Below are 14,228 nucleotides of genomic sequence, written 5' to 3'. Positions count from 1 at the left end.
ACCGGCCAAAGGCGCGCCCCCGGGGCCGCTAGGTTGGAAAACCACTCCTGTGATAGGCTTAACAACAACGCAATCGCAAGCGGTGCACAATATGGCCATGAAAATAGTCAGCCAGATACTCGGCCTGTTCCTGATCCTCGCGTTAGCGAGCCCATTTGCCCTGGCCGCGACCTACAAGTACCAGGATGAGTCGGGCAACACGGTCTACTCCCAGAAACCGCCCGAAAACCCCGATACCCCCTACGAGATTCTTGAGGGTATCACCTCCGGCGCCAAAGCCGGCAGCAGCTCGCCGTCCAGCAGTAACGGCGCTTCGGCACCACCGACGCCGGACCCGCAACAGGACGAAGAGCAGAATGACATTGCCGCCCAGGAGGAGCAACAGGCCGAAAAAATCCGCGAGAAAAACTGCGAGGCGGCCAAGAAAAACCTCGAGATATACACCGTCTACCGTCGGGTGCGCAACGACGAGGGCGTGGTCGAACGGGTTGACGAAAACGAACGCCAGCAGAAGATCGAGGAAGCCAAACAGGCTATTCAGGATTTCTGCGACTGACCCGCACCGCATCACGGAGTTTCAGTATGCCCCTGCTCAAAATACAGAGTAATCAATCCGTCGAACCAGCCGCCGCCGAACAGTTGATCAGCGCGGCCTCAAAACTGGTGGCCGACCAGCTGGGCAAACCCGAGCGCTATGTGATGGTGGCGCTGGAACCCCCGATACCCATGTCCTTCGCCGGCAGCACCGATCCGCTGGCCTACCTGGAGCTCAAGAGCATCGGCCTGCCGCAGGACAAAACCCCCGCCCTCTCAACGGCCCTTTGCGATCTGGTCCAGGAACAACTGGGGATCGATCCCGAGCGGGTTTACATCGAATTCGCCGACGCGCCGCGCGCCATGTGGGGCTGGAACAACTCTACATTCTAGACTTCCAAAAAAAATCTTAACCACCAAGACACGAAGGCACCAAGTGAATGGGGAGATGCAAACTCAGGTCTCTCTACCTTGGAAGAATAGAAGCCTGGCTACGGCTTGGCATGGTTCCAGCCAGGGCTCGCAAAACCAATAAACAACGTATTCTTGGTGTCTTTGTGTCTTGGTGGTGAGATTTTGTGCTGTTTTCCCTCGTAACTCGTCCCTCGGCCCTCGTCCCTGTCAGAAAATTTGGGATAAAATGGCCACTTAACTCAATGACATAACAAAGCGAAAATCTATGAGAACCTCCCAGTTGTTGCTCTCCACCCTCAAGGAAACCCCGGCTGACGCCGAAGTGCTCAGCCATCAGCTGATGCTGCGCGCCGGGATGATTCGCAAGCTCGCCGCCGGGCTGTATACCTGGCTGCCGATGGGGCTGCGGGTGTTGCGCAAGGTGGAGCAGATCATTCGCGAGGAGATGGATCGCGCCGACGCCCAGGAAGTGCTGATGCCGGCCGTGCAACCGGCCGAGCTGTGGCAGGAGTCGGGGCGCTGGGAGCAGTACGGGCCAGAGCTGCTGCGCCTGACCGATCGCCACAGCCGGGAATTCTGTTTTGGTCCCACCCATGAAGAGGTGATCACCGATCTGATCCGCCGTGAGATCCGCAGCTACAAACAGCTGCCCACCAACCTCTACCAGATCCAGACCAAGTTTCGCGACGAGATCCGCCCCCGTTTCGGGGTGATGCGGGCCCGCGAGTTTCTGATGAAAGATGCCTACTCCTTCCATCTGGACGACGCCTCGCTGGATGAAACCTATCACCGGATGCACGAGACCTATTGCCGCATCTTTTCGCGGCTGGGACTCGACTACCGCCCGGTCCAGGCCGACACCGGTTCCATCGGCGGCAAACTGTCGCACGAATTCCATGTGCTGGCCGACTCGGGCGAGGATGCCATCGCCTTCAGCAGCGACAGCGACTACGCCGCCAACGTGGAGCTGGCGCCTGCGCTGCCGGGCAGTGACAGCCTGCCCCCCGCCGGCGCGGCAATGCAGACCGTGGATACGCCCGACCAGCACACCATCGAACAGCTGGCGGCGTTTCTCAAGGTTCCCGCCACCCAGTGTCTGAAGACCCTGCTGGTGGTCGATGCCGAAGAGCAGACCCACGCGCTGGTGCTACGCGGCGATCATGAGCTGAACCTGCTCAAGGTCGAGAAGCTCGACACCATAGCCCCGCCGCTGCGTTTCGCCAGCGACGCGGAAGTGAAGCAGGCCTGCAATTGCGAGGTCGGCTCTATCGGTCCGGTGGGTCTGAATGTGCCGCTGCATGTGGATCACAGCGCCCTGATCGCCGATTTTGTCTGCGGCGCCAACCTTCCCGGCAAACACCTGACCGGGGTCAACTGGGGCCGTGATCTGCCGCAGCCGCAGACGGTCGACATCCGTAACGTCGTGGAGGGCGATCCCGCGCCCGACGGCAAAGGCACCCTCTCCATCAAGCGCGGTATCGAGGTCGGACACATCTTCCAGCTGGGGACCAAATACAGCGAGGCCATGAAAGCGACCGTGCTGGATGAAAACGGCCAGTCGGTGGTGATGACCATGGGCTGCTACGGCATCGGCGTCTCCCGCGTGGTCGCCGCGGCCATCGAACAGAATCACGATGAGCGCGGCATCATCTGGCCCGACGCCATCGCACCGTGGCAGGTGGTCATCCTGCCGATGAACATGCACAAGTCACAGCGCTTGCGCGACACGGTGGATCAGCTTTACCGCGAGTTACAGCAAGCCGGTATCGATGTGCTGGTGGATGATCGCAAGGAGCGCCCCGGCGTGATGTTCGCCGACATGGAACTGATCGGGATTCCGCATCGTATCGTGATCGGCGAAAAGAGCCTCGACAAGGGCGTGGTGGAGTACAAGGGCCGCCGGGAAACCGAAGCGCGGGAAATTCCCGTCGATCAGATCGTCGACCAGCTTGAACAGCAACTTCAAACAAATAACTAATGTGCTATAACGATCCCATACAAGGTTCAATATGAGGTCGTGGATGCTACGTGCTGTGTCGATTACCCGGACGAGCGCCCTGTTGCTGGTTGCCACTCTGCTTGCCGGCCCGTCGCTGGCAGCGGACAGCGGCCATGCCGATCCTGAACTGCGCCAGTTGCTACAGCAGGCCATCAACGATAACGACAGTTTCGAGGATCGGTTCGACGCGGAAGTCTGGCTGGTCGACATGTCTCAACGCCTCAAGTCACGCATGCCCGATACCCGCAAGCGTCTCAACCTGCTCAGGCAGATCCATTTCGAGGCCAGGCGGGCCGATCTCTGGCCCGAACTGGTGCTGGCGGTCATCGAGGTGGAAAGCAACTTCGATCGCTTTGCCATCTCCAGCGCCGGTGCCATGGGTCTGATGCAGGTCATGCCCTTCTGGCTCGACGAAATCGGCCAGCCCGGCGACAACCTGTTCGACATCCAGACCAACCTGCGCATGGGCTGCACCATCCTCAAGTACTACCTGGACAAGGAAAACGGCAACCTCACCCCCGCCCTGGCCCGCTACAACGGCAGCTACGGCAGCCACCGCTACACCACCAAGATCTACACCGCCCTCGACAACCGTTGGCGGCGGTATTAGACCGTGTGGCAGAGCAAAATCTTTGCCACTTTTTGCATCCAGTGGAAGAAACGCGGAGGACGCAAAGGCGCAAAGATCGCAGAGGAAAAATTATTATTGGGGTAGAGGGTATATATCCAGGACTGCGTTGTTTGTGTTGTTTAATCAGGGAAAAATCCAGGCCGCCTCGAAGAATCCCCCGCATTTCATCAATGTAAACAATCTAAAGAAATATTCTTTCTTTGCGTTCTCCGCGCCTTTGCGTCCTCTGCGTTACTTCCCAGAGCGCCAGAAAAGAGATTTGTTTACGGTATTTTATTATTCGGTAGTGAAGTGCGAAGGCGGCGGGGTGTCGGCGGTCTGGCAGTCGACCTGTTCAACCTCGGCCATGGGCGGGCCTTCCCGGAGCCAGTCGCAGAGCTGGCGGACCCTGGCGTCGGAGCCGCAGGCGAGGACTTCGACCGAGCCGTCGGAGAGGTTGCGGGCGTAACCGGTCAGGCCCAGGCGTTGTGCTTCGTGGCGGGTGCTGTCACGAAAGAAGACACCCTGCACCCGGCCCCGGACCCGACATTGGCGGCACAGATTCATGGCAATTCGATGGTGGCGGTTTGTCCGACCCGGTAACGCTCTCCCTCCATCGCAAAGCTGACAGCGACAGTATAGCGATCACTGCCTTTAGCCGGTTCCAGGCCGATGCTCTTGAGTTTGCCCTCGTGGCGCTTGTCATTCACCTTCACTGTTACCGTCTGGCCCACCTCGAGGGGATCGATCTGTTCCTCGGTCAACTCGGCACGGGCAACCATGGAGTTGGCATCGGCCACGGTAACCAGGGTGACCGGCTGCAAATCATTGATCACGGTCTGTCCCTGTGCAGCCGGGACATCGATAACCAGCGCATCGAACGGCGCGCGCACCGCGCTGTACTCAAGGTTCAAACGGGCATGAACCAGCGCGGCACGCGCCGCGGCATAGTCGGCTTCCGCCTGTTTGGCTTCGTTTGACGCAATCTGCAGTTCATGGTCCGACAGTACCGTGCGATCATACAACTCCTCGGCCCGATCCCGCTCGCGCCGGGCTTCCTCGCGCACCGCTTCCAGGCTCTGTAATCGCGTGTGCGCCTTGCCAACGTCCGCTTTGAAGCCGCGCTCATCCAGTTGCACCAGAATATCTCCGGCCCCGACCCGCTGGCCGGTCTGCGCCCTGACCTCGGTGATCACGCCCTGTACCGGCGTGCCCAGTTCAACACGCCGCTCCCATTCAAGTTGCGCCTCGTAATCGGCCGCCATCAGTTGACCACTGATCAACAACAGCAACACCGCCCAGCCGGGCGCCGCGATTGAATTACTCTGATTGTGCATCCGTTTCGTCCTTCTGCAATAAATTCTTCGGCGGAACAAAGGCTTCATCCAGATCCAGCCGGCCGAGCAAGGCATTCAGACGCGCCCAGGCCAGCGCTGTTTCGTAATCGGTTTCCGCGGCATTTCGCTCCGCTTCGGTGTAAAGCACCATGGAATCACCCAGATCGGCTTCGACCTCGAGTTCATAGAGTGCCCGGCTGCGATCCAGATAGAGTTCACGATAGCGTTTTTCGGTTTCTCGTTGTTCCCGCTTGGCTTTGAGCGAATCCAGTTGCAACCACAATTCCAGCACCTGCTGGCGTACATCGCGCTCGGCAAGGCTCAGGCGTGATTGGGTCTCGAACAACCGGGCCTTTTCCCGGGCCACGCCGGCATCGGTCCGGCTACCGTCATACAGGGGGACCGTCAATTGCAATTCAGCACGAAAATCGTCGTAGCTGTTGCGCTCACGGGAATAGGCCCCTGCCTGCAACGTGCCCTGGACGCTCGGGTTATCACCGGCCCGGGCTTCGGCCACCCGCGCACGGTCGGCCTCTACACGCTCGCGCAAAGACTGGACCACCGGATTTTCTTTCAAAGCCAGCGTCTGCAGTGATTCCACCTCCGGCAACTCCTGCTCGATAGCTGGCAAGTCGGGCGGCACGACATTACGGGGCAGTTGGCCGGGGCGGTTGAGGGCCTGTGCCAGCCGGGCGCGGGTTTCGCGCTGACGGTTCTGGCTTTGCGAACGCCGATGCCGGGCACGCTGGTAAACAGCTTCCTGCTCAAGCAGCGCCAGATCAGAAATCTGTTTAAGCTCGTAACGATCGCGCATTTTATCCAGCTCCACGAACTCCACGGCCATTTCTTCGTTGTAACGATAGTACTGCAGGTCGGCGAGTACCACGTCGAAAAACCGTTGCATGATTTCCAGCCGCCGTTGCTGGCGGGTGTTGATGCGCAATAATTTACTGCTGTCCAGTTGTCGGGCCGCCGCTTCACTGGCCGAACGGGTGCGGCCGAAATCGTACAGCGTCTTGTCGAGGTTCAGGGTCAGGCGATGATCATCATGATCCTGATTCAGGGCATAATCAGGGGGCTCCACATAGGCCAGCGCCCCATCCACATAGATCGCCGTATCATCGCCGGCCCGCGCCCCTTGCAGCTCCGCTTCCGCCGCGCTGATTCGTGCTTCGGCAATTTGCAGCTCGGGATGAGGTTCATCCGCCAGCTCCAGCGCCTTTTCCAGCGTCAGGGGTTCGGGCAGCGCTGCCGGTTTTTCATCGGCCTGCTCCTGGGCATAACCAACCGTCAGCCCGCAAAACAACAGCAGGGCCAGCCAGCCGATCTGGCGAAAAACGGTATTTGATAGCATGTCGTGCGATTATTCTTTGCGTTTGTCACGTTTGTAGCGGGTGAAGGACGTGTCCTTGTAGATCCCCTCGGCGACGTATTCCCCCATCCACATAAACTCCTCGATACCCGAGGTTTTGCCGGTATGCCGGTGAACCCGTTCCCCCTCCAGGTTAAAGAAGGCGAAAACCGGAGTCGCCCGTACCCGATGCTCGCGGAAGGCGAAATCCTTCTGTTTTTTCTGTTCGCCCTGCATATTGGTGATTTCGACATCCCCTTCGATATCAACCGGGAAGTTCAGAAAGTGCTTACGATAATATTCCTGGACCTCTGGGCGGTTAAGGACATTTTCCTTCATGTAATGACAGAAGGGGCATTCATCCATCTCGAAGAATATCAGAATGCCTTTCTTACCCTGCTCCCGGGCATTGTTCAGCTCTTGCTGGAAATCTCCCCAGGTTTCGTTGAAGAAATGCTCGTAGGGATCCCGGGTGTCCGCCGAAAGCGTCACGGAGGTCAGCAAGAGTAATAAAACGGAAAAATAACCCATCAGTTTACGCATGATTACACCACTTCTCTGAAATTCCACAACTTATGACCCGCGACAGGCACAAAAATTCCCTTTGCGCCCGGCAGGACAATCCGCCGGCTATTCTATCGCGTTTCCCGGGGTTTTAAACCCGTTCCCGGGTTTCGTAAAGCGGATAGTCGTCTCTCCCACACGAGCTTTAATATTCGTATACCAAAACGGCCGGGACTGCGGACGCGGACGGATAACGGCTTCGGGGCAAGGGAAAGGGCAAAGGGGGACGAAACAGAGTGAACTTAAGGAAGGCCGAACAAACAAAAAGGGCCCCGAAGGGCCCTTTTGCAGTTACGGAAATGGATCCGGAATCTGGCTTAGCGTGCCAGGTAATCACTGTCGGAATCCTCGACTTCACCCAGCGACCATTCACCGCGGGTCTTGGCATGCCGCACGGCGGCATCCACATCCGAGCTGGACGGGTCATTGTCGATTTCCAGTACCTGACCGGGGTGAATCAGATCCGCATCGTCGATCTGATCACTGTTCTGTTTGTAGATCAGCGGCCACTGGTAAGGATTGCCATAGATTTCCGACTTGCCGGAAATATCCCACAGGTTGTCGCCACGGACCACCGTATAGTCTGACATGTCGGAACCATTAACATCCGGACCGAGCGTACCAGAGGTATCCCCAGAAGTGGTTTCTTCCGGCTCATAGGCAGTTTCAGTGGGAGCCGGTTCCTGCGCTTCTTCCTCGGTAGTGCCCGCGCAACCGACAGAAAAACTGACCGCAGTGATCAGCAGTCCTGCGATTTTCAGCGAGTTGACTATTTTCATTGTTATGGACTCCATTTGATTTGAATTCATATTAAATAAGGGCAATATATCCAGTATATTGCAACCTAGCATTCGCTGTAAATGACTGTCAAGGCAGCAACTTTTAAAGCTCGTGACAAGGTGCTTCACTACCTCCAAGTTTAGTGATCTGACCCCATATAGCAAGCAAAGATCAGTCGTTTTGAGGCCTGTTTCCGCTTTTGTCCAGCGCGGTTTGCCGGGCCAGCATTGCCTGCTCCTGTGCCTCGAGTGCAAAATCCCGGGCCACCGGGTAATCGCCCTGCTCCAGTTTACGTGCGGCCCGGTCCAGTAATTTTTCCGCAATCGACAACAGTTCAGGCGCATGTTCCCCGGCGCCGACCTCCTTGGCCGCCTGGATGGTCTGACGGGCGTTGCTCATTTCCTGAACAGGCGCGGAGACGGCACAGCCAGCAAGGAGCAGGACAACGTACCAGCCGAGAAACAGGGACAAAGAGGTTATACGCATTTAACGGGGTCGGGTAAACATAAAGTCTATCGAATGTATCCCCGCCCCTATAGGCTGTCAAGACAACAGCCGGTAGAATAGCCAGCAAACATTTTTATACAAGGTCAGGGACGCATGTCGCTCACGCTCTATCATAATCCCCGCTGTTCCAAATCCCGGCAAACCCTGGAGTTGCTTCAACAACACGGCCACCAGCCCGAGGTCGTGGAATACCTCCAAACGCCCCCGGAGCGAGCCACGCTGGAACGGATTCTCGACCTGCTGGGACTGGAACCACGCGATCTGATGCGCCGCAAGGAACCCGAATACAGGGAAAATAACCTTGATGATCAATCCCTTGGGCGTGACGCGCTGATCGATGCCATGCTCCGTCACCCCAAACTGATCGAGCGGCCCATCCTGCTGGCCAACGGCAAGGCCGCCATCGGTCGGCCACCGAAAAACGTGCTGGAGATCCTCGAATGAGCGAAATTCTGGTGCTCTATTACAGCCGTCACGGCGCCACCGCCGAACTGGCCCGCCAGATCGCCAGGGGTATCGAACACGCCAACATGCAGGCCCGGCTGCGCAGTGTGGCACCGGTCTCCACCACCTCCGAGGCGGTGGATCCGCCGGTCCCGAACAGCGGCGCCCCCTATGCCCGCCTGGAAGATCTTCAGGAGTGCGCCGGCCTGGCGCTGGGCAGCCCGACTCGCTTTGGCAACATGGCCGCGGCGTTGAAATACTATCTGGACAGCACCAGCCCCTTATGGCTACAGGGCGCGCTGGTCGGCAAGCCGGCCGCGGTGTTCACTTCCAGCGCCTCGCTGCACGGCGGCCAGGAAACCACCCTCACCTCGATGATGCTGCCGCTACTGCATCACGGCATGCTGCTGGTGGGCCTGCCCTACAGCGAAACCGCCCTGCACACCACCCGCAGCGGCGGCACCCCCTACGGCGCCAGCCACCTGGCCGGGGCCGAGAGCGATCTGCCGCTCAGCGAGGAGGAGAAACAACTGGCCCGGGCGCTCGGCACGCGCCTGGCGCAGGTTACCCGGGCACAGCTGGACGCCGGCCTGATCAAGGCGTAATCGATTGAATATTATTACTTTTTCCCGCTGGCTGACGCTCCTGTCCTATTTCGCCCTGCTGATCCTGCTGATGCTGTGGCTGACCGTGCTGGCGCCACCGCAGCGGGTGCCGGTCTCTATCGCCCTGCTCCTGCTGGTCGGCCCCCTGTTGTTCCCGTTACGGGGGCTGCTGGACGGCCGCCCCTATACCCATGCCTGGACCAGTTTTCTGGTGCTGATCTATTTTATTCACGGGGTGGTGGAAGCCTACAGTAACCCCGATGAGCGGCTCTACGCCGGCCTGGAGGTGCTGTTCAGTGTCTTGCTCTACACCGGCTGCCTGCTCTACGCGCGCAGCCGGAGCCGCCAGCTCAGGGCCCGGGCTGCCGCCCCAGATACTCACGAACAAAGGGAATCGTAAGCCGCCGCTGGGCCGCCAGCGACGCCTCATCCAGCGCCTCGAGCAGCTGGAACAGGGAGACCATATCCCGCGGGCAGCGCTTCATCAGGTACTCCGCCACCTCATCGTCGAGCGTCACGCCGCGCGCGCCGGCGCGTTGCTGCAGAGCCTGGCGCTTGGCGGTATCGTTGAGCGATTGCAGCTGGAAAACCGGCCCCCACCCCAGCCGCGAGTGCAAATCGGGCAACTCCACGGCCAGGGCGGCGGGTGACACCGAGGCGGTCAGCCGCAGTTGATGACCGGCCGCGGTGAGGCGGTTATAGGCGTGGAACAACGCCGCCTCCCAGTCGGGATCGCCGACGACCGCATCGACATCGTCCAGGCACAACAAGTCAAATTGCTCCATGCCCTCGAGCATGGCCGGGTGCAGGCCGGGTTCGGCCAGGGGCAAATAGGCGGCGCGGCGCCCCTGCGCCGTCGCCTGGTGACAGACCGCTTGCAGCAGGTGAGTTTTACCGGTCCCGGCCGCGCCCCACAAATAGAGGGACACCTCGCTAGAATGCTGTAATGCCGCCAGGACCGGTTCGTTCCCCGCGGCCAGAAAATTTTCGAAGGTCGCCGCATCCCGCAGCCGGATCCCCAGCGGTAATTGCCGACTCATGACTCTCCCGCAGACCCCGTTGTTTCAGCATACAGCTCACTTTGCCGGTAGCGTTCGTGGGCATAGCGCAGCAGCACCATTGCCACCGCCGCCAGCGGCAACGCCAGCAGGACGCCGATAAAGCCGAACAACTGCCCCCCGGCCAGGACCGCGAAGATCACCGCCACCGGGTGCATGCCGATGCGATCCCCCACCAGCAGCGGCGTCAGCACGGTTCCCTCCAGTACCTGGCCGATGCCGAAGACAATGCCGACATACACCAGGTACATCGGATTCTGGAACTGGACCAGTGCCGCGATCAGGGCCAGCAGAATCCCGACGATGGTCCCCAGGTAGGGCACAAAGCTGATCAGCCCGGCGATCGCGCCGATCAACAGGGCAAAGTCGAGCCCGATGATCGACAGCCCGACCGAATAGATCAGGCCCAGCGCCAGCATCACCAGCAACTGGCCGCGCAGGAAGGCGCCGAGCACTTCATCGGACTGCCGTGCCAGGCGCACCACGGTCTGCTCGCTGCGCCGCGGCAGCAGGGCCCGCAGCCGTTCCAGGACTTGCTCCCAGTCGCGCAGCAGATAGAAGGTGACCACCACCATGATCAGCAGATTGGCAATCCAGCCGACCAGCGCCAGCCCCGAGCGGGAGATCGAACCCAGCGTCTCGCGGGCAATGCCGCCGGCCTGTTGCCAGTTTTTCTGAATGGCGGTTTTGAGCGTATCCAGTTCCAGGGTGGTCTCGGCCAGCCCCAGCCGGGCAGTCAGCCAGGGCAACCCCTCGGCCTGCAGCCAGTCGATATAACGGGGGAGTTTTTGCACCAGCACCCGGATCTGCTCCTCGATGAGCGGAATCAGCACCAGCAGCAGCAACAGCGCCACAATCGTGAGCACCACAAACACCAGGACAACCGCCAGGGTGCGCGGCAGTTTCCAATCCTGCAGCCGATCCACCAGCGGGTCGGCCACATAGGCGAGGATCGCGGCGCCGATAAACGGCACCAGCACCGGCCCGAGCAGATAGAGTACCGCCCCGGTCAGGGCAATCGCGGCCAGTAACCACCATCGTTGTTGCACGCTCATGTTTGTCTCCTTGTCGGCCACTGCTGCCAGGCCCGGTAGCCCCACAATGCCACATAACTGACCCCGCTCATGACCGTGGTAACAAAGACCCCGTACATGAGCCCGTTAACCAGCATGGGCTGATCAAGCCAACCGATCAGTGAGAGGATCACCAGCAACACCAGCCCGATCTGCAAGCCGGTATTGAGCTTGCTGATTAACAGCGGCTGCGCGGTCACACTGGCAATCAGCCAGCGGTAGACCAGCGTCCCGAGCACGATAATCCCATCCCGGGCGATCACCGTCCCCACCAGCCAGGACGGCAAAGCGCCGATCCAGCCCAGGGTCAGATAACCGCAGACCACCAGCAACTTGTCGCCCAGCGGATCGAGAAACCCGCCCAGGCGGGTAATCCACTGATAACGCCGGGCCAGATACCCGTCCAGCCCGTCCGACAACCCGGCGATCAGAAACAGGATCAGGGCGGTGGTATAGGCGCCCTGCAACAGGCTCCAGACCACCGGCGCCACCAGCAGGATACGCAGAAGACTGATCAGGTTGGGGAGCTGGCGCAGGCTCACGGCAACAGACGATACTGGAGATCGACCCGGCGCGTTGACACCGGCATGCCGCTGTCTTCTCCCTTCACCGGTTCAGCCAGCGGGTTTTCAAGGTTGGAGGGGGTCATCGGGACCGTTTCGGCCTCGAGCATGCGCCCCAGCGAAACAGCCTGGTTGATCGCCATCCGGCCATGCCGGCTGGTCAGGATCAGGCTCACACTGTCCGCTTCAATCTGATCGATGCGCACATCTTCCACCAGCGCCAGATCGCTCAGATAGTCCATCACCCGACTGAACCCGCCCAGATCCCTGACCCCGGTGATCCGCACCCGCAGCGCTTCGCTCTGATCACGCTGCCCGACCCGGGCATACTGTTCGGCCAGCAGATCGGCCAGCTGATCGATGGCGGGGGTGGTCACCTCCTCCGCGGCCTGGCCCGAGGCGTTCCACGTCTGCCGGCGTCCATCCTGGTACAGGGTCCAGCGACCGCGCCAGTCGCCCGAGGCCGTCCTGGCGACCCGCCCGGCCAGCACCGCCTCGGCGTCATAACGCTCGGAGGCCTGCAGCAGGTTCTCCTCAAAATTGCCCCAGACATCACTGACGCTGATCGCCTTGCGATCGGTCAGATCCATCAACGGCAGATGCAGGGGAACCCCGCGCAGCCGCGCCTGTTGTTCCAGGGCACGCCGGACCCGGTTGTTCATATCATTACTCAGTATTTCGCGATCCCCGCGATCATCCACAACCAGCCAGATCAGGGTCGCCGGACGGGTACGTCCCCACACCGGCAGGCGGTTCTCGTGTAACAGGCGATCGATCGCCTGCTTGTCAAAACGCACCCACAAGACATCGGTCGGCTCATCCTCGCCTTCCACTTCCCGGCTCTGGTAACGGAACTGCTGCACGTGGCGCGGCGCCTGCTCCAGCAACGGCTCGATATCGGTTACCGTCAGTACCCGGCGCCGGCCGGTCACTCGCACCAGCACCTGTTGCAGCGCCACGCGCAGCGCCACATCGCGCACCTTCCGGCTCTGGGATTCGACCGGGACCTCGGCTTCGTACAGGCCCTGTACTTGCTCGGCCTGCAGCGGCATCACCACCAGCCACAGTAATCCCGCAACCATTATCCCCAGCTGTTTGTAATACGTCATTCGATTCACATCCTTCTGCGTTAAGCGCGACCCCATTGTACCGGCCCGGCGGCAACGGATTCCAAGCCAGTGGCCGAGTTGCTAAACTACGCGGCGTTCCGAAAGACGATCGGATAACTGCCCGATCGCGTGGCCAGAACAGCCATTAATCGACAATTGGCGTATTATGCCTTGATGCGACCCGAAAAAGGTGCGCCCCATTCTCTATTTTCAGGAGTCTCTTGTGTCCAATGATACCGCCCCACCGGCAGCGGGTGGCCTGAGTTACCGTGACGCCGGCGTCGATATCGATGCCGGCAACCGCTTGATCGATCGCATCAAGCCCTACGCCGCCAGTACCCGGCGCCCGGAAGCGATGGGGGGGCTGGGGGGCTTCGGCGCCCTGTTCGAGCTGCCGCCGGGACGCTATCGCGAGCCGGTACTGGTCGCGGGGACCGACGGCGTGGGTACCAAGCTCAGGCTGGCCATGCAGATGCAGCGCCACGATACCATTGGTATCGATCTGGTCGCCATGTGCGTCAACGATCTGATCGTCCAGGGCGCCGAACCGCTGTTTTTTCTCGATTATTACGCCACCGGCCAGCTGGATATCGAGACCGCCAGCGATGTCATCAAGGGCATTGCCGAAGGTTGTCGTCAGGCAGGCGCCTCCCTGAGCGGCGGCGAGACCGCCGAAATGCCCGGCATGTATCAGGGCGGGGACTATGATCTGGCCGGCTTCTGCGTCGGGGTGGTGGAAAAAAGCCGCATCATCGACGGCAGCCAGGTTCAGGCCGGCGATGTGCTGATCGGCCTGCCCGCCAGCGGCCCCCACTCCAACGGCTATTCATTGATCCGCAAGATTCTGGAAGTCAGTGATGCCGCGCTGGACATGCCGCTCGGCGACACCACCCTGGGCGAGGCGCTGCTGGCGCCGACCCGGATCTACGTCAAACCGCTGCTGGCCCTGTTCGAACAGGTCAACGTCCACGCCCTGGCGCATATCACCGGGGGCGGACTGAGTGAAAATCTGCCGCGGGTCATGCCCGACAACACCGCCGCCGTCATCGATCGGCAAAGCTGGCAACGCCCGCCCGTGTTCGACTGGCTGCAGGAACAGGGCAACATCGCTGACGAGGAGATGTTCCGCACCTTCAACAACGGGCTGGGGATGGTACTGATGGTCGATGCCGACGACGCTGACGCCTGCCTGAACGTATTGCAGGAACAGGGTGAAGCCCCGCTGATCATCGGCCGGATCGAGCGTGCGGATGGCGATCCGCATGTCCTGATTCGCTGAG

The 14,228-nt window shown here is 60.3% G+C and carries 18 protein-coding genes; 8 read left to right on the top strand and 10 right to left on the bottom strand.

Annotation, left to right across the window (positions count from 1 at the left end; translation table 11 throughout):
* Positions 1-91: 91 nt before the first annotated feature.
* The 4 genes from EDC23_RS07400 to EDC23_RS07385 all read left to right on the top strand — a co-directional run bounded on the left by EDC23_RS07400 (position 92) and on the right by EDC23_RS07385 (position 3,557).
* The gene (locus EDC23_RS07400; protein ID WP_134082859.1) at positions 92-556 is read left to right on the top strand and encodes a DUF4124 domain-containing protein; all 465 of its coding nucleotides are present in this window, start codon (positions 92-94) and stop codon (positions 554-556) included.
* 26 nt (positions 557-582) lie between these two features.
* A complete protein-coding gene (locus EDC23_RS07395) occupies positions 583-927 on the top strand; it encodes a phenylpyruvate tautomerase MIF-related protein (RefSeq protein ID WP_134082856.1) in 345 nt (114 codons plus the stop codon).
* A 286-nt stretch (positions 928-1,213) separates the two neighbouring features.
* On the top strand, positions 1,214-2,926 hold the full coding sequence (locus EDC23_RS07390; protein ID WP_134082853.1) for a proline--tRNA ligase: 1,713 nt from the start codon (positions 1,214-1,216) through the stop codon (positions 2,924-2,926).
* A gap of 43 nt (positions 2,927-2,969) precedes the next feature.
* Entirely contained in the window at positions 2,970-3,557 is a 588-nt protein-coding gene (locus tag EDC23_RS07385) for a lytic transglycosylase domain-containing protein (protein WP_134082850.1), read from the top strand.
* A gap of 297 nt (positions 3,558-3,854) precedes the next feature.
* Here the strand turns inward: EDC23_RS07385 and yccX are convergent, their stop codons facing one another.
* The 6 genes from yccX to EDC23_RS07355 form a co-directional block, all read right to left on the bottom strand.
* Positions 3,855-4,124: an acylphosphatase gene (gene yccX / locus EDC23_RS07380; protein ID WP_134082847.1), complete on the bottom strand. Its 270-nt coding sequence runs from the start codon at positions 4,122-4,124 to the stop codon at positions 3,855-3,857.
* Positions 4,121-4,894 (bottom strand): efflux RND transporter periplasmic adaptor subunit, encoded by a 774-nt coding sequence (locus EDC23_RS07375; protein ID WP_166668802.1) that lies wholly within the window; start codon positions 4,892-4,894, stop codon positions 4,121-4,123. Before EDC23_RS07375 ends, yccX begins: the two co-directional genes overlap by 4 nt.
* The gene (locus EDC23_RS07370; RefSeq protein ID WP_134082841.1) at positions 4,878-6,248 is read right to left on the bottom strand and encodes a TolC family protein; all 1,371 of its coding nucleotides are present in this window, start codon (positions 6,246-6,248) and stop codon (positions 4,878-4,880) included. Before EDC23_RS07370 ends, EDC23_RS07375 begins: the two co-directional genes overlap by 17 nt.
* A 9-nt stretch (positions 6,249-6,257) precedes the next feature.
* On the bottom strand, positions 6,258-6,788 hold the full coding sequence (locus tag EDC23_RS07365; protein ID WP_134082838.1) for a thioredoxin family protein: 531 nt from the start codon (positions 6,786-6,788) through the stop codon (positions 6,258-6,260).
* A gap of 338 nt (positions 6,789-7,126) precedes the next feature.
* Complete coding sequence (locus EDC23_RS07360; protein WP_134082835.1) at positions 7,127-7,588, bottom strand: LysM peptidoglycan-binding domain-containing protein; 462 nt, start codon at positions 7,586-7,588, stop codon at positions 7,127-7,129.
* Between the two features lie 172 nt (positions 7,589-7,760).
* A complete protein-coding gene (locus tag EDC23_RS07355; protein ID WP_166668801.1) occupies positions 7,761-7,988 on the bottom strand; it encodes a DUF4398 domain-containing protein in 228 nt (75 codons plus the stop codon).
* A gap of 201 nt (positions 7,989-8,189) precedes the next feature.
* Between EDC23_RS07355 and arsC the strand changes: the two genes are divergently transcribed.
* From arsC to EDC23_RS07340, 3 genes are read left to right on the top strand one after another with little or no spacing between them, the layout of a single operon-like run.
* On the top strand, positions 8,190-8,540 hold the full coding sequence (gene arsC / locus EDC23_RS07350) for an arsenate reductase (glutaredoxin) (protein ID WP_134082829.1): 351 nt from the start codon (positions 8,190-8,192) through the stop codon (positions 8,538-8,540).
* Entirely contained in the window at positions 8,537-9,145 is a 609-nt protein-coding gene (gene wrbA / locus EDC23_RS07345; protein ID WP_134082826.1) for an NAD(P)H:quinone oxidoreductase, read from the top strand. The genes arsC and wrbA overlap by 4 nt, the downstream gene beginning before the upstream one ends.
* Before the next feature lie 4 nt (positions 9,146-9,149).
* Positions 9,150-9,545, top strand: coding sequence for a DUF2069 domain-containing protein (locus EDC23_RS07340; protein ID WP_243830740.1), 396 nt, complete (start codon positions 9,150-9,152; stop codon positions 9,543-9,545).
* Here the strand turns inward: EDC23_RS07340 and hda are convergent.
* Genes hda through EDC23_RS07320 form a run of 4 tightly spaced genes read right to left on the bottom strand, consistent with a single transcriptional unit; the run spans position 9,496 to position 12,948 of the window.
* Positions 9,496-10,185, bottom strand: a complete 690-nt coding sequence (gene hda / locus EDC23_RS07335; RefSeq protein WP_134082823.1) for a DnaA regulatory inactivator Hda — start codon at positions 10,183-10,185, stop codon at positions 9,496-9,498. The two genes, EDC23_RS07340 and hda, sit on opposite strands and share 50 nt — an antisense overlap.
* Positions 10,182-11,258 carry an AI-2E family transporter gene (locus EDC23_RS07330; RefSeq protein ID WP_134082820.1) on the bottom strand — a complete coding sequence of 359 codons (1,077 nt, stop codon included), beginning with the start codon at positions 11,256-11,258 and terminating at the stop codon, positions 10,182-10,184. Before EDC23_RS07330 ends, hda begins: the two co-directional genes overlap by 4 nt.
* Complete coding sequence (locus tag EDC23_RS07325) at positions 11,255-11,818, bottom strand: CDP-alcohol phosphatidyltransferase family protein (RefSeq protein WP_134082817.1); 564 nt, start codon at positions 11,816-11,818, stop codon at positions 11,255-11,257. The genes EDC23_RS07330 and EDC23_RS07325 overlap by 4 nt, the downstream gene beginning before the upstream one ends.
* Positions 11,815-12,948 (bottom strand): DUF2066 domain-containing protein, encoded by a 1,134-nt coding sequence (locus tag EDC23_RS07320; RefSeq protein WP_166668800.1) that lies wholly within the window; start codon positions 12,946-12,948, stop codon positions 11,815-11,817. The genes EDC23_RS07325 and EDC23_RS07320 overlap by 4 nt, the downstream gene beginning before the upstream one ends.
* 223 nt (positions 12,949-13,171) lie before the next feature.
* Between EDC23_RS07320 and purM the strand changes: the two genes are divergently transcribed.
* Positions 13,172-14,227 carry a phosphoribosylformylglycinamidine cyclo-ligase gene (purM, locus tag EDC23_RS07315; protein ID WP_134082811.1) on the top strand — a complete coding sequence of 352 codons (1,056 nt, stop codon included), beginning with the start codon at positions 13,172-13,174 and terminating at the stop codon, positions 14,225-14,227.
* Position 14,228 lies beyond the last annotated feature (1 nt).

Source organism: Thiohalophilus thiocyanatoxydans, assembly GCF_004366735.1.
GTDB lineage: Bacteria > Pseudomonadota > Gammaproteobacteria > UBA6429 > Thiohalophilaceae > Thiohalophilus > Thiohalophilus thiocyanatoxydans.
This window is presented reverse-complemented; position numbering and strand designations above follow the sequence as displayed.

Bases quoted from the DNA above. Each gene is read 5' to 3' on its own strand.
- EDC23_RS07400 (WP_134082859.1), top strand. From the start codon at position 92: ATGGCCATGAAAATAGTCAGCCAGATACTCGGCCTGTTCCTGATCCTC.
- EDC23_RS07395 (WP_134082856.1), top strand. From the start codon at position 583: ATGCCCCTGCTCAAAATACAGAGTAATCAATCCGTCGAACCAGCCGCC.
- EDC23_RS07390 (WP_134082853.1), top strand. From the start codon at position 1,214: ATGAGAACCTCCCAGTTGTTGCTCTCCACCCTCAAGGAAACCCCGGCT.
- EDC23_RS07385 (WP_134082850.1), top strand. From the start codon at position 2,970: ATGCTACGTGCTGTGTCGATTACCCGGACGAGCGCCCTGTTGCTGGTT.
- yccX (WP_134082847.1), bottom strand. From the start codon at position 4,124: ATGAATCTGTGCCGCCAATGTCGGGTCCGGGGCCGGGTGCAGGGTGTC.
- EDC23_RS07375 (WP_166668802.1), bottom strand. From the start codon at position 4,894: ATGCACAATCAGAGTAATTCAATCGCGGCGCCCGGCTGGGCGGTGTTG.
- EDC23_RS07370 (WP_134082841.1), bottom strand. From the start codon at position 6,248: ATGCTATCAAATACCGTTTTTCGCCAGATCGGCTGGCTGGCCCTGCTG.
- EDC23_RS07365 (WP_134082838.1), bottom strand. From the start codon at position 6,788: ATGCGTAAACTGATGGGTTATTTTTCCGTTTTATTACTCTTGCTGACC.
- EDC23_RS07360 (WP_134082835.1), bottom strand. From the start codon at position 7,588: ATGAAAATAGTCAACTCGCTGAAAATCGCAGGACTGCTGATCACTGCG.
- EDC23_RS07355 (WP_166668801.1), bottom strand. From the start codon at position 7,988: ATGAGCAACGCCCGTCAGACCATCCAGGCGGCCAAGGAGGTCGGCGCC.
- arsC (WP_134082829.1), top strand. From the start codon at position 8,190: ATGTCGCTCACGCTCTATCATAATCCCCGCTGTTCCAAATCCCGGCAA.
- wrbA (WP_134082826.1), top strand. From the start codon at position 8,537: ATGAGCGAAATTCTGGTGCTCTATTACAGCCGTCACGGCGCCACCGCC.
- hda (WP_134082823.1), bottom strand. From the start codon at position 10,185: ATGAGTCGGCAATTACCGCTGGGGATCCGGCTGCGGGATGCGGCGACC.
- EDC23_RS07330 (WP_134082820.1), bottom strand. From the start codon at position 11,258: ATGAGCGTGCAACAACGATGGTGGTTACTGGCCGCGATTGCCCTGACC.
- EDC23_RS07320 (WP_166668800.1), bottom strand. From the start codon at position 12,948: ATGACGTATTACAAACAGCTGGGGATAATGGTTGCGGGATTACTGTGG.